Genomic DNA, 17,646 nt, shown 5'->3' with positions numbered 1-17,646 from the left:
TCACGCCTGCGCGGCGATCGCGCGTCCCGCCTGCCGGCCGCCGAAGATGCACCCACCGAGGAAGGTTCCCTCCAGTGAGCGGTACCCGTGCACACCGCCGCCGCCGAATCCTGCGATCTCACCGGCCGCCCACAGCCCGTCGATCGCGTGTCCGTCGCCATCGAGAACCCGGCCCTGCAGGTCGGTTTGGATGCCGCCCAACGTTTTCCGCGTGATGATGTTCAGACGCACGGCAATCAACGGACCCGACTTGGGATCGAGGATCTTGTGCGGCGAGGCGGTACGCGCGATGCGTTCTCCGCGCGAACGACGCGAGTTGTGGATTGCGGAGATTTGCAGGTCCTTGGTGAACGGGTTGTCGACCTCACGGTCGCGGGCCTCGATCTGCCGCTTCAGATCGACGAGGTCGATCAGATTTTCGCCGGAGATCCTGTTCATGCCCTGGACGAGTTCGGCGAGGGTGTCGGCGACGACGAAATCCTCTCCGTTCTTCTTGAACGCCTCGACCGGTCCGCTGGCACCGGGCAGCACTCGACCGAGGACGAGCTTGAGGTTCTTTCCGGTGATGTCCGGATTCTGCTCCGATCCCGAGAGCGCGAACTCCTTCTCGATGATCTTCTGCGTCAGAACGAACCAGGAATAGTCGAATCCACTGTCCTGGATGGCTTTCAACGTTCCGAGGGTATCGAATCCGGGGAAATTGGGCACCGGGAACCGTCGACCACGCGCGTCGAACCATATGGACGACGGGCCGGGAATGATTCTGATTCCGTGATTCTTCCAGATCGGATTCCAGTTCTTGATGCCTTCGGTGTAGTGCCACATGCGGTCCTTGTTGACCAGACGTCCACCGACTTTCTCGGTGATGCCGAGCATGCGGCCGTCGACGTGTTCGGGGACTCCGGAGATCAGAGACTTCGGAGCCGTTCCCAGCCGTGCCGGCCAGTTCTCCCGCACCATGTCGTGGTTGGCTCCGATGCCGCCCGCGGTGACGAGCACGGCTCCGGCACGCAGCTCGAACTCACCCACCTCGACGCGGGTACTACCCGAACCTCGTTCCGCGGCACTGGGTTCGAGAACTGCGCCGCGAACTCCCTCAACTGTGCCTGCACTGACGATGAACTCGTCGACGCGGTGACGAAAACCGAAGCGCACCAATCCCTTGTCGGCGGCCTCCCGCACGCGCCGCTCGAACGGTGCGACAACCCCGGGCCCGGTACCCCAGGTCAGGTGGAACCGCGGAACCGAATTCCCGTGTCCCTCGGCGAGGTAGCCACCACGTTCGGCCCACCCGACTATGGGCACCCACCGCACGCCCTGCGCGTGCAGCCAGGAGCGCTTCTCCCCGGCCGCGAAGTCGAGGTACGCGCGCGCCCACTGGTGTCCCCAATAGTCCTCGCCGGCCGGATCGTCGATGCCGCGATCGAAGGTCGCGGTGCCGAGCCAGTCCTGCCACGCGAGCTCCGCGGAATCCTTGATGCCCATGCGTCGCTGCTCCGGGGTGTCGACCATGAACAGACCGCCCAGCGACCAGAACGCTTGTCCACCCAGGTTCTGCTCGGGCTCCTGGTCGAGGAGGAGCACCCGTTTTCCGGCGTCGGCCAGTTCGGCGGTCGCCACCAGTCCGGCCAAGCCTGCACCCACCACGATCACGTCTGCGTCCATTGCCCCACTCTTCTGCTCGACCCGTCTGTCTCCCTCGACTGTGCTGTCGTGGGCGCCGGAACTCAAGGAAATCGGCTTCGTTGACAATACGGTTCATCAGTCACCGACAAATATGAGACGATGCCGCGATGTACCGAGCCCGGGCCGCGGTGGTCGCCGAGATCGAAGCGGAACTGGTGGCTGTGGTGGCGTCGGCAGTGCAGGCCGTGCGGGATGCAATTCCGGTCTACCGCACCCTGGACGGTCCGCAGTCGGCCGATGTCGAGGCGATCGCCTACTGGTCGCTGCGTCGCCTGATGACGCTGTGGGCAGGCGGAGATCCGGCTCTCGACGGACGTGATCACAGCCGATTTCGCGCGATCGGTGCGGCCCGCGCCGCCGACGGCCGACCGTTGGCCGACGTGCTCAGAGCCTATCGAGTTGCATCGAGCGTGTTCGTTCGGCACGTGGCGACCGAGTACCTCGATGCGCTCGACCCACCGGACATCGCCGATCTCAGCCTGGGCGTGCTCGACGCCATCGACGCGATATCCGAGGAGATCATCGGCGCGTACATCGTTGCGCGCGAACAACTCACATCCAATCGGGCGCAGGCTCACGCCCTCTTGCTCGACGACCTGCTGGCGAACAGACACAACTCGCCCGGAGCGGTGGCCGATCGCGCCCGCGAACTCGACCTGGAACTGTCCAGTCACCCGAATCTACTGGTGGTGGAAATGACAAGCGCGGGCAGAGCACTGACCGATGACACCATCGAATCTCTGGTTCTCGCACTGGGACTCGCGCCGCCCGATCGCACCGCGCCGTCGACGACGCGCAGTCACCTGTGCACCCGACGCGAGCAGCGGGCGATCCTGCTGCTGCCGTCCTCGATCGGTCGAGACCGTGCCGACGGCGCGTCCCGAGCGACCGGTGTGCGTGGATGCCTCGTGGAGCTGTCGACCATTGCCGGTGTCAGCGGCGCCTGGAGGCTCGCTTCCGATGCTCTGGACACGGCACCGGATCATGCGTTCGACGATCGTGCCGTGCTCGACACCGGCGACGGGCAGCTGCTGGCACTGTTGACCGCGCGGCCCACCGCGGACACGAGCGAGGTGGTGCGCACCGTACTCGGCTCGCTCATCGAGGCCGCGAATGCGCATATCCTCGAGGGCCTTTCGGCCTTCATCGCCACCGGCACCGCCACGGCCGCAGCGGCACAGTTGCATGTGCATCCGCAAACGCTGCGTTATCGACTGCGCCGAGCCCAGGAACTGACCGGCCGAGATCCGCGATCGGCGTGGCATCGGCTGGCGCTCGACACCGCGATTCAACTGCGGCAACTCGGTTGATCCGGCTCGGCGGCCATCGCTGCGGTGCGCGACGGGCTACGACGGGAAGCTGTCCGGCCATACCTCGACAACAGTCTCTTCCATCGGAACGAGACAGTGATCGAGCGCTTTCAGTTGATGTTCCACGACTCGACAGCATCGAGTCGCCGGCCGTCGGAATCGTACGTGTAGAAACCCTCTCCGTCCCCGAGGCCTGTCTTTCCCGCGTCTATGCCCTTTTGAAGCATATCGGCGAATTTCACTTGATCCTCGCCACCGCTTGCGCGCGCGATGTGTGCTGCGACGTTGAAGCCGACCGTGTCGTATATCTGGAACGGGCCGGCGGGCGCCCCGGTGGCTATTCGCCACACATTGTCGATGTCGGCAGGATTGGCAACACCGCCGACGTAGAGGTTGGCTCCTGCTTGCAGCAGCGGAATCAACAGACTGTTCAACACGTATCCCGGTACTTCCTTTCGGACCGGAACGGGAACGAGACCAATCTCGGAAGCGAAGTTCAGTACGGTGTCGAAGTGAGCGGGATCTGTTGCAGCAGTTGCCATCACCTCACCTGTGTTGTACCGCCACACGAGATTGGCGAAGTGCAGTGCGAGAAATTTCTCCGGCCGCCCGGTGGCCTCCGCAAAGCTGCTGGGCAGTAGCGACGACGAGTTGGTCACGAAGATAGTTCTCGGCGGGGCGGACGCGCCGATATCCGACCAGACACGTTTCTTCAGCTCGAGATCCTCCGGAACCGCTTCGATCACCAGGTCGGCGTCCGAAACGGCTTCCGCGACGCTGGTGGTGGTCGTGATGGATTCGATGGCCTCGTCGAAACGTGCCTCGTCGAAGGTCTTCAGGTCGCGCTTGTAGTATCCGCGCATCCATCCCCAGCGATCCGGCAGTTTGGCCAACAATTCGTCTGAAATATCGTATCCCACAACGGTTTTCCCATGGTACGCCGCCTGCATCATGATCTGCGAACCGAGCACTCCAGTTCCGAATACGGTCACTTTCTCAACATCGGCCATGGACGACACACTTCCCATTCATCGAGTCACTGGTTTCCCGCTCTACAAGTTCTACCGCTGACCATGGAACCACCGTCTCGGCATCGAACAGCGGATCGACTCGCTGAACGAGCGGTCGACTGTCCCGAGGACCTGTCACCCGGGCAACGAAATCGAGCGCGCTCCCATGACAACCGCCATGGCCAACTGCCCGGCGGTGTCACCGATACTGTCGGTTGCATCTGCATTCGGAGGCCCTTCGCCGCCGTCCGTGCTGGATTTTCGATGCGTGGTGCCGTCGGTGGCAATTTCCTCTCCATCGGATCGTCGGCTGACGCATACTCGATCGATGGCTGTCGATCCCCGCGGAAGAGACCTCAGGCGCTATCTGGAAGAAGACCCCGGTGGGCCTGTGGTGATGCTCAACCTGCTGCGGTTCGCCGACGGTGGCCGCGATTCGTACGCAGAGTATGCGAAAGCACTGGACGAGACGTTCCTCCCGCGCTACGGCGCGACGGTGCTGTATGCGGGCGACGGCTCGACGGCATTGGTAGCCGACGACGGTCAGGCCTGGGATGCGGTTCTGCTGGTGCAGTACCCCTCGCGCAAGGCGTTCAGCGACATGGTGGCCGATCCCGATTACCAGGCGGTGACGGCACTGCGGACCGGCGCGTTGAAGGAGGCGGTTCTACAGGCCACCGTTCCGTGGTCGTGAATTCGTGGCTCGCTGACCGAGTTGCTCGGTACTCGGCAGGGGCGAGACAGCGATCTACTCACTCTGTCGGGAGCAACCGACTACGGAACAGGTCGAGCACCTGATCCAACGCCTGCCGTGTCGGCTCCCCCGGAGCATCGATCAGTCCTTCGGTGACGACCGAATGCGGCGGTCCGAATGCTTCCGGGTTGAAGGCGGAGTCGGGCAGTTCCACCGAGACGAACGCGTCGCCGAGCTGCTCGCGCAACCATTGGAATCGCGCGGGCGGGCACATCTTGTCGCCTTCGAAACGCATCCCCAGGACCGTGAGCTCGCCTGCTGCACAACGACTCTTCACCTTGTCGAGGTCGCCGGGGGTGATGTCGATGGACCTACCGCGAGACTTCGATGCCGCGAACGGAAGTGAGGGCTGCGAGAGCACCGGTGCGATCAGTCGATCGTCCGCCGCCATCGCAAGAGCGAATCCGCCGGTGAAGCACATTCCGATGGCACCGACGCCCGGTCCGCCGCAGCGCTCGTGCTCCTGCGCTGCCAGAGCGCGCAACCACACCACGATGCGCGACGATCTGCCGGTGGCCAGGATGGTGAATTCGCGGCTGATGCACGCCGGCACCATCGCGCGGGACATGGTGGCCACGGTGCCGAGCGGTCCCAGCGGGGCGGCCAGCGGATCCTTGCCGTCGACTCCGAACAGGTGCGGAACAACGGCCGTACAGCCGATTCCGGCAACGGTTCTCGCGAAGTCCGCGACCCTCGGAGTGATGCCCGGCATTTCCGACATCACGATCACGGCCGGTCCGGTTCCGATGCGATATACCGGCGCGGTCCGCCCGTCCGCGGTGAACTCGGTTCGCTCGAAGTCGGCCAGCGTGTCATCGGTCATGGGAGTTCGCCCTTCTGTCGGATATCCACCGCGCCCAGCCGACGCATGCCGTCCAAGCTAGCCGTGCTTCACGAAATACGTCACCCCGACCGAGGATGTACGACAGGCGGCGACCGATACCGACGCGCTGACCGGATGATCACCAGGAATCCGAGTCCGCGATGATCGTCACGCCCAGCACGACGAACAGCGTTGCGCCGGCGGCCACTCCGGCCAGACTCGCCGCAGGCGCGCCCGCACGACGTCCGATCACACTTGCCGCGACGTCGAGAACATCGATCGCGATCCCGGCCTCCACGGCTGCTCTGCGAACGTCTGCGGATGGGTGGTGCAGTGCCATTCCCAGCGCGAGATCGCGAACTCCGAACAGACGCGTCGCCACCCCCGCACTTCCGGCTTGACGCATGGGTCCGAGACCGAAGGCACGCCACGAGTGCGCTGGACTCACCCACGAGACCACTCCGGCGGTCGATCGCAGAACCGACAGTGCGAGCAATGGAGTCGAACGTGTAGGCATGACGTCTCCCTTGAGTTGTAGTGGTCACTACAACTCAAGCTACCTGTAGTGGCCACTACAATCAAGGAGTGGTCAAGAGACATTCACGCGAGGAGATGCTGTCCGTGGCACTGGAGGCCGCCCTGGAAGGGGGCCTGAGCCGCTTGACCTTCGGCAGACTCGCAGCGCGCTTGAAGATCAGCGATCGCACGGTCGTCTACTACTTCCCGACGAAGGACGACCTCGTCACGTCTGTGCTGTCGGTAGTCGGAGATCGATTGCAAACCGTGTTGGCCGCGGCGTTCTCGACGCCGATGAGGGATCACCGCGCGCTGGTCGCGACGGCGTGGCCGGTTGTGGCACAGCCTGAGTACGATCCGCTGTTCGGTCTGTACTTCGAGGCGATCGGACAAGCAACAGCAGGACTCGAGCCCTACAGATCTGTGGCCTCGCACTTGGTCGAGGGCTGGATCGAATGGCTCGGGGGCTTCGTGGTCGGCGACGCGCACCATCGACGAACGGAAGCGGCAGCTGCCGTGGCGATGCTCGACGGCCTTCTGCTCATGCGTCTTCTGGGAGGCAGTGACCTCGCCGATACTGCATCGACCTCATTGCTCGATCACCGACGAATCCGCTGAGGGGCAAACGGATTCAGGACGCCACCGGTTCCGAGATCGGCGTCTGGAAGGACCACAGGTGACCCTCGAGATCACGAACGCCGTACTCCCTGACGCCGTAGGGCATGTCGGTGGGCGCGTAGTCGATTGCTGCGCCGGTTGCGGACACCCGTCCATGATGGGTGTCCACGTCGTCGATCAGGACAGCGAGCGAGGCGGTGACCATGCCGTTGGTCAGGGGCGACACCATCCGATGTTCAGGAGCCTCGCGGTGCAACCAGACAACACCGTCACCGGCGTGAACCTCGCCGTGGACTGCTCGGTCGCCGTCGTATTCGATCGGTCCCGGTGCGAGTCCCAGCACGTCGACGAGGTAGGAATGGGCTGCCGCGATGTCTCGATAGACGAGCAAAGTGGTACGCCTGGTCACCGCCGGCTCGTCGGTCGACAGGCCCGACAGCAGGTCCAACAAGGCGTCGTCTCCCGGCTGAGCGCCCTGCAGAAGCCGGTCCTCGACCGCCCGAACCCGTTCGCGCACCCGGGCGAGCTGTGCCATCCGATGGTCCAGGTCGGTCAGGTGCTGCCGCGTCAGGTGCTGGAGGTCCATCGCTTCCGGATCGACATCGGCAAGCGGTGTACCCAATTCTCGGAGCAACCGAATTCGGTACAGCCGATCGAGGTCTCCCCCGCCGTACCGACGCCTGCCCCCGCCGTCTCGGTCGGGGGCGAGCAAACCCAGTTCCTCGTAGTACCGCAACGTACGTTCGGTGACGCCGGTTCGACGCGCGACGTCACCGATTCCCCAGGTGATCGGACCGTTGTTGTTCATGAATCAGACGGTAGAACCTCACGTCACGTCAGGAGCAAGCTCGACCGAAGTCGGTTCAGACATCTTCGAGTCGAATTCCCTTGGTTTCCTTCATGAAGAAGCACGCGACACCGGTCATCGCGGCCAGGAACATGATGTACACGCCGAACACCCAGCCCAGATCGAGGCCGAGGAAGAGTTGGTTGAGATAGGGCGCAGTTCCGCCGAATACCGCCACCGAGAACGAATAGGCGAATCCGATTGCCTGCGTGCGGAGTCGGGTGGGAAAGCTCTCCGACAGTGTCGACGACAGGATCGAAGCCGGAACGGCGATGACGAGCAGTGCAACCGTCGACGGGAGCAGCAACGTCCACCACTGCGTCGAGATCATCATCGTCAGCGGGATCTGCAGAACGAACATCAGCACGGCGAAGGCGGCCAGCATCGGCCGACGACCGATCGAATCCGAGAGACGACCGAAGAACGGCAGCGACACCAACGCGATCAACTGAGCGATGACCAGCATCCAGTACGCGGTGTCGGGGTTCATCCCACGCTGTGTGATGGCGAACGTCGAGACGTAGGAGGTCCAGGTGTAGTGCGCCGCCGTGATTCCCGACGTCATTCCGATCATCAATACGATCGCCTTCACGACGGTCTTGCGTGCGATCGGGGCCTGCTTCACCTTGTTCTGTTCCGAATCGAAGACGTCGCTCTCGTCCATGTTCTTGCGCAGGTACAGAGCGAACAGCGCCAGGAGTGCACCCAGCAGGAACGGGATGCGCCAACCCCATTGACCGACAGCAGATTCGGACAGGGTCGAGGTGATGACGCCACCGACCGTGTATGCCAGTGCCGAGCCACCGAAGATCGCGACGAACGCGACGCTTCCCCACATGCCTCGACGGTTCGGTGGCGCGATCTCGCCGACGTAGGAGTAGGCCGTCGCCGACTCGCCGCCGTGCGCGAAACCCTGCATGACGCGGGCGAGCAGCAGCAGTACCGATGCCCAGGCCCCGATCGCTCCGTAGGTGGGCATGATGCCGATCAGCAGGCTTCCGGCGGCCATCATCAGCATGGTGGTGACGAGAACGAACTTGCGCCCCTTCTTGTCTGCGATCCGGCCGAACACGATGCCGCCGAGCGGCCGCATCAGGAATCCGACGGCGAACACCGCCAACGTCGACAGCAGGGCCGAGACCGGATCGCTCTGGCTGAACATCGCCGCGGCGATGAACGGCGCGAACACTGCGTAGGCGCTCCACTCGTACCATTCGAGTACGTTGCCGATCGTGCTGGCGAACAACGACTTCTTCCGCGAGGAGATGTCCGGTGTCGAGCGGGTGTCGCGGGGTGATCCGACGGTCATGGGGTGCCACTTTCGCTCGAGTGAGTCTGTGCTGAAACAGGTTTGAGTGCTGCGCGACGAATCTTCCCGGTCTGCGTCTTGGGCAGCTCGTCGATGATGTGGATTTCTTTCGGACGTTTGTAGGCAGCGAGCCGATCGCGCGCGAAGGCCATCAGCTCGTCCGTGGTCACGGCCGGACCACTGCGGACCGACACGTACGCGACCACCGATTCCCCTTGATAGGTGTCGGGACGACCGACCACGGCTGCCTCGAACACCATCGGGTGTTCGTAGAGGGCGTCCTCGACTTCTCGGGGCCAGACCTTGTATCCGGAGACGTTGATCTGGTCCTTGAGTCGGTCGACGAGATAGACCCAGCCCTGTTCGTCGATGATCGCTACGTCCCCGGTGTGCAGGCGACCTTCGGGCATCGTCGACGCCGACGCCTCCGGGTTCTGCCAGTACCCCGAGACCACCTGCGGCCCGGACACTTCCAACTCGCCGGCTACTCCCGTTTCGGTGGGTAGCCCGGTGGGATCGAGTGTGCGCAACCGCACGCGAGGGAGGGGCAGTCCGACGGACAACGATCCACTCGACGCGTCCACCGGTGCCCGGAGTCCTGGCGGTACCGCGATCACGCCTGCGGTGGTCTCGGTCATTCCGTACGCGTTGTGGATGTAGCACCCGAACTTCGCCTCGAACGCGGAGACGGTGGCCGGCGGAATGGGTGCGCCGCCGGAGTACAGCGCCTTGACGGAGGCGAAATGTCTGCGGTCCGCGCCGGGGCTCTCGGAGATCGCGTTGAACACGGTGATGGATCCGATGGTGTAGGTGACTCGATGCTCGACGAAAGCGTCCAGTGTGACGCCTGCGTGGAAGCGGTGAGCGAACACGAGCACGCAGTCGCGCACCAGAGCCACAGCAGCATCGAGCATGGCCCCGGTGATGTGGAACAGGGGCGCGACGGCGAAGACGACGTCGCCGTCCTCCGTACCCGCACGCTCACCGAAGTCCGAGGCCGTCGCGAACGCGTTGGCGTGCGAGATCCGGGCCCCCTTGGGCGGCCCCGTGGTTCCGGAGGTGTATGCCAACAGCGCAAGATCGTCCGGCTGCGGTGCGGTGTCCTCCGGCATTCGACCGCGGTAGGCCTCGACGAGGCCGAGCATGTCGTTCTCGGGTGTGGGCGTGACCCGCGTCGTCGCGGCGAACACTCGCGGATCGTTGCGAGTCTGCAGATCCAGTCCGCTGGTGCTCACGAAGAACCGAATCGTACTGCCTTGCAACGAGGTTTCGAGCTCGCCGAGATCCGACTCGTCGCACACGAGCGCTACGGGCTCCGCGTCGTCGAGCAGGTGTCGCAGTTCTCGGTTGCGGTACATCGGATTCAGGATCAGAGCTACGGCACCGATCTTCCACAGCGCCAAGAACGTCAGTGCGTAGTGCGGAACGTTCTGCAGGTAGATGCCGACGCGGTCACCGGGATTCACTCCGCGGTCCGCGAACGCGGCAGCGAGAGCGTCGGAGGCCTCGTCGACCTCGCGGGCGGTGAGAACGGCATCGAAGTACGCCAATGCAGGCCGGTCGGGCGACCGGAACACCCGGGCGCGCCAGGCATCGAGGATGGTGAGGGGCATCGAGGACTCTTTCCATCGAACGTTGGCCTGACCGAGATCGACCGACCGAACACTCGCTCGGTCGTTACTCGGTAGTGTTACGGATCACAACAGAAGTGTCAACCGGGTGCTTCCGGGACCACACCCGCCGCCCGGCCATCTACGGTGGGCGCATGACCGCGACATCCACCTGGCGAACGTACGAGGGCTCGAACCTCTCCCCTGCCTTGTCGTCGGCGTTGAAGACGTTCGTGGAACAGGGCTACCACGGAACATCGGTGCGGCAGATCGCAGCAGAAGCCGGACTGTCGGTTCCCGGGCTCTACCACCACTTTCCGTCGAAGCAGGCTCTTCTGGTGGGCATCATGGACGCGGCGATGGACGAGCTGTTGGAGCGAACTCGATCGGCCGAGGCCGGTGCCGGTACGTCGCCGAGTGACCGTTTCGACGCCGTCGTCGAATCGCTACTGCTGTTCCACATTCACAGGCGCGACGCCGCATTCGTGTGCTCGACGGAAATCCGCAGCCTGGATCCCGGGAACCGCTCCGCCTACATTGCCAAACGGGACGAGGAGCAACGACTGCTCGACGCGATCGTCGCCGCCGGTGTCGATGCGGGCCTGTTCGACACACCGCACCCGAGGGACGCCAGTCGAGCCGTGACGACGATGTGTGTCGGCGTAGCGACGTGGTATCGACCGGACGGGCCGTCGACTCCGAGCGAGCTGGTGGCGGTCTATCTCGACATCGCCCGTCGCACGGTGGGTGCCACGACCGGCGGGCACCGATAGCTACCCGGGGATCCTTGACCCGACCGACCGATTGTGCCAATCTTCCAGTGACCGAGCGAGTGTTCGGTCGGTATCGGAATGGGAGCGCATCGTGGCCATCGATCTGACGTACGACCCCGACATCGAGAAGCTGATCGATCGGACACGCACGTTCACCCGCAATCATGTGCTTCCCATCGAAGACCGATTCCTGGGCAACGTCGCCGACGCCGGAGGTGACGATCTACGCATCGAGATGCAGGCGGCCGCCAAGGACGCAGGCGTGTTCGCGCCGCACGCGCCGGTCGAGTACGGCGGCCACGGGCTGTCGATGAGCGACCGGGCACCGGTGTTCGAGGAAGCCGGATACTCGCTGTTCGGTCCGATCGCCCTCAACCTCGGAGCCCCCGACGAAGGCAACGTGCACATGCTCGCTCACATCGCGTCGGCAGCGCAGAAAGAGCAGTTTCTCGCTCCGCTCGCGCGCGGCGACGTGCGGTCGGCTTTCGCGATGACCGAACCCGCGCCGGGTGCCGGTTCCGATCCCGCGGCACTCACCACCGCCGCCGAGCGAGTCGAGGGTGGCTGGAAGATCAACGGGCACAAGTGGTTCATCACCGGAGCCGACGGCGCAGGCTTCTTCATCATCATGGCCCGCACCTCGGGCGCGCCCGGCGATCGCGGCGGGGCCACGATGTTCCTGGCACCCGCCGACACCGCGGGAATCAGGGTCGGCCGACACATCGGTACTTTGGACAAAGCGATGATCGGCGGTCACTGCGAGGTGTTCTTCGAGAACGCGTTCGTGCCCGACGAGAACGTGCTCGGTGCCGTCGACGAGGGATTCGCGTACGCCCAGGTTCGATTGGGCCCTGCCCGGATGACGCACGTGATGCGCTGGCTCGGAGCCTCCCGCCGTGCGCACGACATCGCCGTCGCGCAGGTTGCCCGGCGCGAGGGATTCGGCGGAAAGCTCGGAGACCTCGGCATGGTGCAGAAGATGGTCGCGGACAACGAGATCGACATCGCGGCCACCAGGGCGCTGCTGACGGTGGCGTGCTTCGAGTTGGATCGAGGTGGGCACGCGGCCAACGAGACGTCGATCGCGAAGACGTTCGCTGCCGAGGCCATCTTCCGTATCGTCGACCGCAGTATCCAGATGTGCGGCGGTCTCGGGGTTTCCGACGATCTTCCGTTGGCCAGGCTCTCCCGCGAAGTACGCCCGTTCCGGGTCTACGACGGCCCGTCCGAGGTACACCGGTGGGCCATCGCCAAGCGGACGATCGGTGCTGCCAAGCGCGCAGCGCGGGAGGCACAGGCGTGAGCGAACTGCCCGGTATGAATCTCGTTGCGCTGGAGAGGTTTCTTCGAGAACACGGAATCGACGTCGACGGCGCATTGTCGGTCGAGATGATCAGCGGCGGTCGGTCCAATCTCACCTACCGGGCGTACGACGACACCTCGACCTGGGTCGTCCGTCGACCTCCCACCAGTGGGCTGACGCCCTCCGCGCACGACATGGCCCGGGAATGGGCCGTCACCGAGGCGCTGGCGGGCACCGATGTACCGGTCGCTCGAACCGTCGCGTTCGACCGAGACGGTTCCACGTTGGGTGCGCCCATGACCGTCGTGGAGTTCGTCCCCGGCCGAGTGGTCCGCACGCGGGAAGATCTCGACGATCTGACGGACGAGCAGGTCACTGCCAACGCCGCGGAGCTGGTTCGAGTTCTCGCGCGACTGCATGCGGTGGATCCGCACGCCGTCGGCCTGGGTACCTTCGGCCGACCCGACGGTTTCGTCGCGCGGCAGGTCGCCACGTGGGCTCGGCAGTGGGACCGAGTCAAGACTCGCGACCTGCCCGATGTCGACCGATTGCATCGCGCGCTCGAAGCGGCGGTACCGGCGGGATCTGCGTCGTCCATCGTGCACGGCGACTATCGTGTCGACAACACCATTCTCGACGCCGATGACGTCGGTTCCGTTGCTGCGGTGGTGGACTGGGAGATGTCGACGCTCGGTGATCCCCTGACCGACGTCGCACTGATGTGCATCTACCGCCAACCGGTCTTCGATGCGGTCCTCGGCGCAGACGCTGCATGGACGAGCGATCGATACCCGTCCGCGGCGGACCTCGCACAACACTACGCAGTGGAATCCGGTCGAGAACTTCACGATTGGGGCTTCTACCTCGCCCTGGCCAATTTCAAGCTCGGAGTGATCGGTGAGGGAATCACCCACCGCGCGCTGTCGGGCTCCGACACCGGGGCCGGTGCAGGCAATGCCGCGGAGGCCACCGGGGAGTTCATCGCGGCCGGGCTACGGGCACTCGCAGGAGCCACCGACTGACGCGAAAACCACTGTCAGGCGGGCTCTCTCATCACACCGACGTGACGGACGGTGTCCGACACACCCGGGAGTTCCCGAGGCTCGGACCAGGTGTTCAACCCGTCGGTGCTGTCGGAGTAGAAGTACTTTCGGTTGGTGTAGTCGTCGTAGTACAACCGCCATGTACCGTCGGGTAATTCGATGACGGTCGGACCTTCTTTCAGTGGCCCGAAATCGCGGCTGGGGACGAGGGTGTACGGACCGATCGACGACGGCGCCGTCCAGTGTTCGATGACCTTGTGGGTCTCGTTCTTGGTGAACGCGTGATAGGTCGGCCCCACTTTCACCACAGTGGTGTCGATGTGGTCGGCTCCGATGCCGACGAACGGAACCGGAAAGCTCCACATCCTCAGGCCCGGATCCAGGGCCGTCATCAGATACGGCACGAACCCACCGCCGGTGGACAGCGACACGATGACGCTGACACGGTCTCCCTCGACGAACCACTCCGGTGCCCACGCCTTCGTGGTGAACGGAGACAACGACGGTCCGTCCGAGAAGCCGGCCGATCCGCTGAACCCGGATGGGCTGGCCGAGCCGGTACCGGCTCCGGTGCCCGGGAGGAAAGCGCAGCAGAACGGAATGGGGAAGTTCTGCAAGAACGTCCAGTTCACGCGGTCACTGCTGCGCGCGAAGCCGATGTTCGCACCGCCGCCGGTCGTGTACGTCACGTAGTACATACCGTCGGTGTGCCGGAATATGCTCGCGTCACGCACGACTCCGGACGGGGGTCGGTACGCCGCTGTCTGCAGCGCTGTGAAATCGGTGCCGTCGCCGGATTCGTAGACATCCATGTCTCGATCGCTGTCGTTACCGAACGCCACCATCGTGTAGCGCCACACAGAGGGCGCAGCGGCACCGGTTCCTGCAGCAGAGAACAGCAACCCGGCGACCGCCAGGATCACCATGGGTACGACGAGAAGGAACCTGCGCGCGGTCGATATCACCGACGAAGTATGTCCGAGTCGCACGCACCATGCGCACCTTCGGTAACAGAAACAACAGATTGCTACCGATGTTGTTATGAATGCGAAATGTACTGCGTGATCGGCTTGGCCTGGTACATCTCGTGATCGGCATCGTCGAGTATGTCCAGGGCACTTCGGGTGTCGTCGCGGTCGACGGTCACGCCGCCGATGCTCGCAGTCACCGTCAACACCCGCCCCGCGACCGTGATCGGTGTGGCGAGTTCGGCGCGTACGTCGTCGGCCTCGGTCCCCACACAGTGCGAAACGACGGCCACGAACTCGTCGCCTCCGATACGCCCCACGAAGGCCTCGGCCGGAAGGGCTCGCGTCAGACGGTCTGCGACCACACCCAGAACGGCGTCGCCGACAGTGTGACCGTACAGATCGTTGATGGTCTTGAAGTTGTCGAGGTCGATGAACAGCACGGCCATCGAGTCCTCGCGATCGGACTCGGCCAACTGCTCGTCCAGACGAGCCAGGATCAACGGCCTGTTCGGCAGGCCGGTCAGGTCGTCGTGTGTGGCCGCATGCTCGAGCTTCATGCTCATCCGATAGGTGTCGGTGATGTCGACGAACGTCGCGACGACCGAGGGGGTCGGGTCGGATGCGTTGAGCATCGTCGCCGTCAAGGACAACCAGAAGTGTCGGCCGTCCCGGCACCGTTCGATTCCGATCACGGCCTGGCAGGGTTGTCCGGTCTTGCTGGTGACGGCGACCGGGTGCTCGTGCGGCTCGATCGGCCCCTCGTCGGTGCCGTACACGCGAAACGGAAGGACCGACGCCTGTCCTGCCGTCGCCATTCCGACCTGAATGTCGAGAATCGTCTTCGCTGCGAGGTTCGCCGATTCGATGCGGCCGGAGTGATCGAGGACCACCACCCCCGCCTCCAGCGATTCCACGACGGCGGTGAAGTGTTCCTCGACTCTGCGCACCGCGCTCTGGTCGGCACAGACCAACACGTAACCGTCGGGCATCTGGGCTGCGGAGACCATCACGGCCAGCGCCGATCCGTCCGCGTGCCGATGCGACTCGCACAGCCGACCACCGAGACCGAGAATGGCCGCCGGATCGCACGGCACCCCCACCGCATGCGAGACGCTACGCCCGAGTACGTCCTCGGCCGGTCGTCCGTAGACCGACTCGGCGGCGGGATTCCAACTCGACACCAGACCGTCGGCGGATACCCCGATGATGGCGTCGCTGACGTGCTCGACCAGTGCAGCTTGCTTCTGCAGCGCCCTCTGCGCAGCCTTGTGCTCGGTGAGATCCCGAAGTATCACCTGGTACGCCGGCTCGCCGTTCCACACCGTGCGAACCGACACCGCTTCCATTGTCAGGACCGTCCCGTCCAGGGCCAGTACCGTCGCCTCCGACGCTGCACTGGCGGTGCCGTGCCTGTCGAGGGCGGCGATCCGTTCGAGCATGGGCCCAACGGACTCGGGGGCGATGAACGCCGTGATCGGGCGGCCGATGACGTCGGCGGCACTCCGGGCACGGAGATACTTCAGTCCGGCGGGGTTGAGGTAGACCATCACGCCTCGTCGGTGGACTCCGATCGCATCCGGTGAATGTTCGACGAGAACCCGATATCGATCCGCCAGTCCTGGCGACGCGGCACGTGAATCAGGGTCGCCGACGCTGTTGCGCTCCCCTGATTCCATGCTCGGTCCTCGCGTTCGTAGACGGACGGTCAACACCCGATTGAACCACCTACCGAGGCACCTCTGGAGTGTACCGCCCGATTCGGGCGCTATGCCTCTTTCTCGGCTGGACCCGGTGCCGGTTTACCGGGCTAAATCGAGGAGTGAGCCGAATCCGGTTCGCGTACCTCGAAAAGAAATGGATTTCGACGATGAGCTCTCATGGCATCGACATCACCGGGATCGGCGCACTGTCCGGCTACGGCTGGGGCGCATCCGCACTGTGGGACGGCCTCTTCACCGGCAAGGCGGCGGCCACCCTGCACCACGACCAGACCAGACCCGGGCACAATCCGGTGTGGCTCGCGAAAGTTCCCGACGGCGGGGACGAGAACGACGGATCGAGTCGATTCGGGCGTGCACTTCGCGGGGCCGCACGCGAAGCCGTCGAAGATGCGTTGGCGCGTGGCTGGCAGCCGGGTCGACGGGTGGGTCTGATCCATGCCGTCGTCCTGGGTGAAGTGGACGAGTGGCGCAACTTCTATCTGCGCGACGGCGGAGAACGCCGTGTTCGGGACTACCTGACGCTGATGCCGTCTACCCCGGTGTCGCTGTTGATGCAGGAATACGGCTTTCACGGCCCGGCGATGAACGTCTCGGCGATGTGCGCGTCGGGCAACGCCGGTCTGCTCACCGCCAAGATGTGGCTCGATACGGCATTCGTCGACGACGTGGTGTTCGTCGCCACGGATCTGTCCCTGACTCCGGAGAACATCGACCACTTCGTCAAGCTCGGCGTCGGTGTCGTGGACGTGGAGCCGCAGGAAGGCTGCCGGCCGTTCCAAGAAGGTAGCCGCGGTTTCGGAATGGGCGAGGCCGCAACGGCATTCGTACTGTCGACGCGCAGTTCGGCGTCGTACGCACGGGTGCTGGGCGGTTCGATGACACACGACGCGTTTCATGCCACCTCGATCGACCCTGCGCTCACCCAGGTGCGGGACTGCTTCGAGCAGGCCTTGGCCGACGCCGACGTCACCGCCGAGCAGGTGCGGTATCTCAACGCCCACGGACCCGGCACCGCGCAGTGCGATGCAGCGGAAACCACCATGTTGGAGACGGTGCTGGACTCCCACGCGCAGGTGTATTCGGTGAAGCCGTTGACCGGACATTGCCAAGGCGCGGCGTCGGCGATCGAAACCATCTCTGCGGTGATGGGATTCGAGCGTGGACTAGTGCCCGCAGCCCCGCAGGTATCCGATGCGCACCCGTTGCTGCTCGACGGTTTCACCGCTGCGGAGCCCGGCTTGACCGTCAAATCGTCCCTGGGAATGGGCGGACACAACTCGGTGGTGGTGCTGGCACCGGCGTGAGTCGTCATCGGAGGCTCGGCAGCTCGCGTGGGCTGCCGAGCTCCCGAG

The 17,646-nt window shown here is 64.4% G+C and carries 16 protein-coding genes; 7 read left to right on the top strand and 9 right to left on the bottom strand.

Annotated elements, in window-relative coordinates; all coding sequences use genetic code 11:
- Positions 1-1,665, bottom strand: coding sequence for an FAD-binding dehydrogenase (locus tag CH274_RS20505; protein ID WP_094658727.1), 1,665 nt, complete (start codon positions 1,663-1,665; stop codon positions 1-3).
- A gap of 128 nt (positions 1,666-1,793) precedes the next feature.
- Between CH274_RS20505 and CH274_RS20500 the strand changes: the two genes are divergently transcribed.
- Positions 1,794-2,996: a helix-turn-helix domain-containing protein gene (locus CH274_RS20500; protein ID WP_094658725.1), complete on the top strand. Its 1,203-nt coding sequence runs from the start codon at positions 1,794-1,796 to the stop codon at positions 2,994-2,996.
- 110 nt (positions 2,997-3,106) lie between these two features.
- Here the strand turns inward: CH274_RS20500 and CH274_RS20495 are convergent, their stop codons facing one another.
- Positions 3,107-4,006, bottom strand: a complete 900-nt coding sequence (locus CH274_RS20495) for a 3-hydroxyacyl-CoA dehydrogenase (protein ID WP_094658809.1) — start codon at positions 4,004-4,006, stop codon at positions 3,107-3,109.
- 328 nt (positions 4,007-4,334) lie between these two features.
- On the opposite strand from CH274_RS20495, the gene CH274_RS20490 reads away from it, so the two are divergent.
- Complete coding sequence (locus CH274_RS20490; protein ID WP_032394254.1) at positions 4,335-4,700, top strand: DUF1330 domain-containing protein; 366 nt, start codon at positions 4,335-4,337, stop codon at positions 4,698-4,700.
- A 58-nt stretch (positions 4,701-4,758) separates the two neighbouring features.
- On the opposite strand, the gene CH274_RS20485 is transcribed toward CH274_RS20490, so the two are convergent.
- Together CH274_RS20485 and CH274_RS20480 are read right to left on the bottom strand one after the other, a co-directional pair.
- Entirely contained in the window at positions 4,759-5,583 is an 825-nt protein-coding gene (locus tag CH274_RS20485) for a dienelactone hydrolase family protein (protein ID WP_045196121.1), read from the bottom strand.
- A 139-nt stretch (positions 5,584-5,722) separates the two neighbouring features.
- Positions 5,723-6,100 (bottom strand): hypothetical protein, encoded by a 378-nt coding sequence (locus CH274_RS20480; RefSeq protein ID WP_143546623.1) that lies wholly within the window; start codon positions 6,098-6,100, stop codon positions 5,723-5,725.
- A gap of 68 nt (positions 6,101-6,168) precedes the next feature.
- On the opposite strand from CH274_RS20480, the gene CH274_RS20475 reads away from it, so the two are divergent.
- Entirely contained in the window at positions 6,169-6,717 is a 549-nt protein-coding gene (locus tag CH274_RS20475) for a TetR/AcrR family transcriptional regulator (RefSeq protein WP_141214760.1), read from the top strand.
- 13 nt (positions 6,718-6,730) lie between these two features.
- Here the strand turns inward: CH274_RS20475 and CH274_RS20470 are convergent, their stop codons facing one another.
- From CH274_RS20470 to CH274_RS20460, 3 genes are read right to left on the bottom strand one after another with little or no spacing between them, the layout of a single operon-like run.
- Positions 6,731-7,525 carry a MerR family transcriptional regulator gene (locus CH274_RS20470; protein ID WP_032394251.1) on the bottom strand — a complete coding sequence of 265 codons (795 nt, stop codon included), beginning with the start codon at positions 7,523-7,525 and terminating at the stop codon, positions 6,731-6,733.
- A 55-nt stretch (positions 7,526-7,580) separates the two neighbouring features.
- Positions 7,581-8,873 (bottom strand): MFS transporter, encoded by a 1,293-nt coding sequence (locus tag CH274_RS20465; protein ID WP_045196129.1) that lies wholly within the window; start codon positions 8,871-8,873, stop codon positions 7,581-7,583.
- On the bottom strand, positions 8,870-10,486 hold the full coding sequence (locus CH274_RS20460; protein ID WP_094631546.1) for a class I adenylate-forming enzyme family protein: 1,617 nt from the start codon (positions 10,484-10,486) through the stop codon (positions 8,870-8,872). Before CH274_RS20460 ends, CH274_RS20465 begins: the two co-directional genes overlap by 4 nt.
- Positions 10,487-10,638: 152 nt before the next feature.
- On the opposite strand from CH274_RS20460, the gene CH274_RS20455 reads away from it, so the two are divergent.
- The 3 genes from CH274_RS20455 (at position 10,639) to CH274_RS20445 (ending at position 13,581) form a co-directional block, all read left to right on the top strand.
- On the top strand, positions 10,639-11,256 hold the full coding sequence (locus CH274_RS20455) for a TetR/AcrR family transcriptional regulator (RefSeq protein WP_032394273.1): 618 nt from the start codon (positions 10,639-10,641) through the stop codon (positions 11,254-11,256).
- Positions 11,257-11,347: 91 nt separating this feature from the next.
- Positions 11,348-12,559 carry an acyl-CoA dehydrogenase family protein gene (locus tag CH274_RS20450; RefSeq protein WP_032394250.1) on the top strand — a complete coding sequence of 404 codons (1,212 nt, stop codon included), beginning with the start codon at positions 11,348-11,350 and terminating at the stop codon, positions 12,557-12,559.
- On the top strand, positions 12,556-13,581 hold the full coding sequence (locus CH274_RS20445; RefSeq protein ID WP_094658723.1) for a phosphotransferase family protein: 1,026 nt from the start codon (positions 12,556-12,558) through the stop codon (positions 13,579-13,581). The genes CH274_RS20450 and CH274_RS20445 overlap by 4 nt, the downstream gene beginning before the upstream one ends.
- A 14-nt stretch (positions 13,582-13,595) precedes the next feature.
- Here CH274_RS20445 and CH274_RS20440 read toward each other — a convergent pair whose 3' ends face one another.
- Together CH274_RS20440 and CH274_RS20435 are read right to left on the bottom strand one after the other, a co-directional pair.
- The gene (locus tag CH274_RS20440; RefSeq protein ID WP_094645500.1) at positions 13,596-14,528 is read right to left on the bottom strand and encodes an arabinofuranosidase; all 933 of its coding nucleotides are present in this window, start codon (positions 14,526-14,528) and stop codon (positions 13,596-13,598) included.
- Between the two features lie 113 nt (positions 14,529-14,641).
- The gene (locus CH274_RS20435; RefSeq protein WP_094658722.1) at positions 14,642-16,249 is read right to left on the bottom strand and encodes a sensor domain-containing protein; all 1,608 of its coding nucleotides are present in this window, start codon (positions 16,247-16,249) and stop codon (positions 14,642-14,644) included.
- A gap of 191 nt (positions 16,250-16,440) precedes the next feature.
- On the opposite strand from CH274_RS20435, the gene CH274_RS20430 reads away from it, so the two are divergent.
- A complete protein-coding gene (locus CH274_RS20430) occupies positions 16,441-17,598 on the top strand; it encodes a beta-ketoacyl synthase N-terminal-like domain-containing protein (RefSeq protein ID WP_045196137.1) in 1,158 nt (385 codons plus the stop codon).
- The last annotated feature ends 48 nt before the right edge of the window (positions 17,599-17,646 follow it).

It is taken from the genome of Rhodococcus sp. 06-418-5 (assembly GCF_002258285.1).
Classification (GTDB): domain Bacteria; phylum Actinomycetota; class Actinomycetes; order Mycobacteriales; family Mycobacteriaceae; genus Rhodococcoides.
The sequence above is the reverse complement of the archived record's forward strand: the minus strand, read 5'-3'. Positions and strand labels throughout refer to the sequence as shown.

Coding starts and splice junctions, on each gene's coding strand:
- CH274_RS20430 (WP_045196137.1), top strand. CDS start 16,441: ATGAGCTCTCATGGCATCGACATCACCGGGATCGGCGCACTGTCCGGC.
- CH274_RS20495 (WP_094658809.1), bottom strand. CDS start 4,006: ATGGCCGATGTTGAGAAAGTGACCGTATTCGGAACTGGAGTGCTCGGT.
- CH274_RS20505 (WP_094658727.1), bottom strand. CDS start 1,665: ATGGACGCAGACGTGATCGTGGTGGGTGCAGGCTTGGCCGGACTGGTG.
- CH274_RS20455 (WP_032394273.1), top strand. CDS start 10,639: ATGACCGCGACATCCACCTGGCGAACGTACGAGGGCTCGAACCTCTCC.
- CH274_RS20480 (WP_143546623.1), bottom strand. CDS start 6,100: ATGCCTACACGTTCGACTCCATTGCTCGCACTGTCGGTTCTGCGATCG.
- CH274_RS20500 (WP_094658725.1), top strand. CDS start 1,794: ATGTACCGAGCCCGGGCCGCGGTGGTCGCCGAGATCGAAGCGGAACTG.
- CH274_RS20460 (WP_094631546.1), bottom strand. CDS start 10,486: ATGCCCCTCACCATCCTCGATGCCTGGCGCGCCCGGGTGTTCCGGTCG.
- CH274_RS20470 (WP_032394251.1), bottom strand. CDS start 7,525: ATGAACAACAACGGTCCGATCACCTGGGGAATCGGTGACGTCGCGCGT.
- CH274_RS20440 (WP_094645500.1), bottom strand. CDS start 14,528: ATGGTGATCCTGGCGGTCGCCGGGTTGCTGTTCTCTGCTGCAGGAACC.
- CH274_RS20465 (WP_045196129.1), bottom strand. CDS start 8,873: ATGACCGTCGGATCACCCCGCGACACCCGCTCGACACCGGACATCTCC.
- CH274_RS20485 (WP_045196121.1), bottom strand. CDS start 5,583: ATGACCGATGACACGCTGGCCGACTTCGAGCGAACCGAGTTCACCGCG.
- CH274_RS20490 (WP_032394254.1), top strand. CDS start 4,335: ATGGCTGTCGATCCCCGCGGAAGAGACCTCAGGCGCTATCTGGAAGAA.
- CH274_RS20435 (WP_094658722.1), bottom strand. CDS start 16,249: ATGGAATCAGGGGAGCGCAACAGCGTCGGCGACCCTGATTCACGTGCC.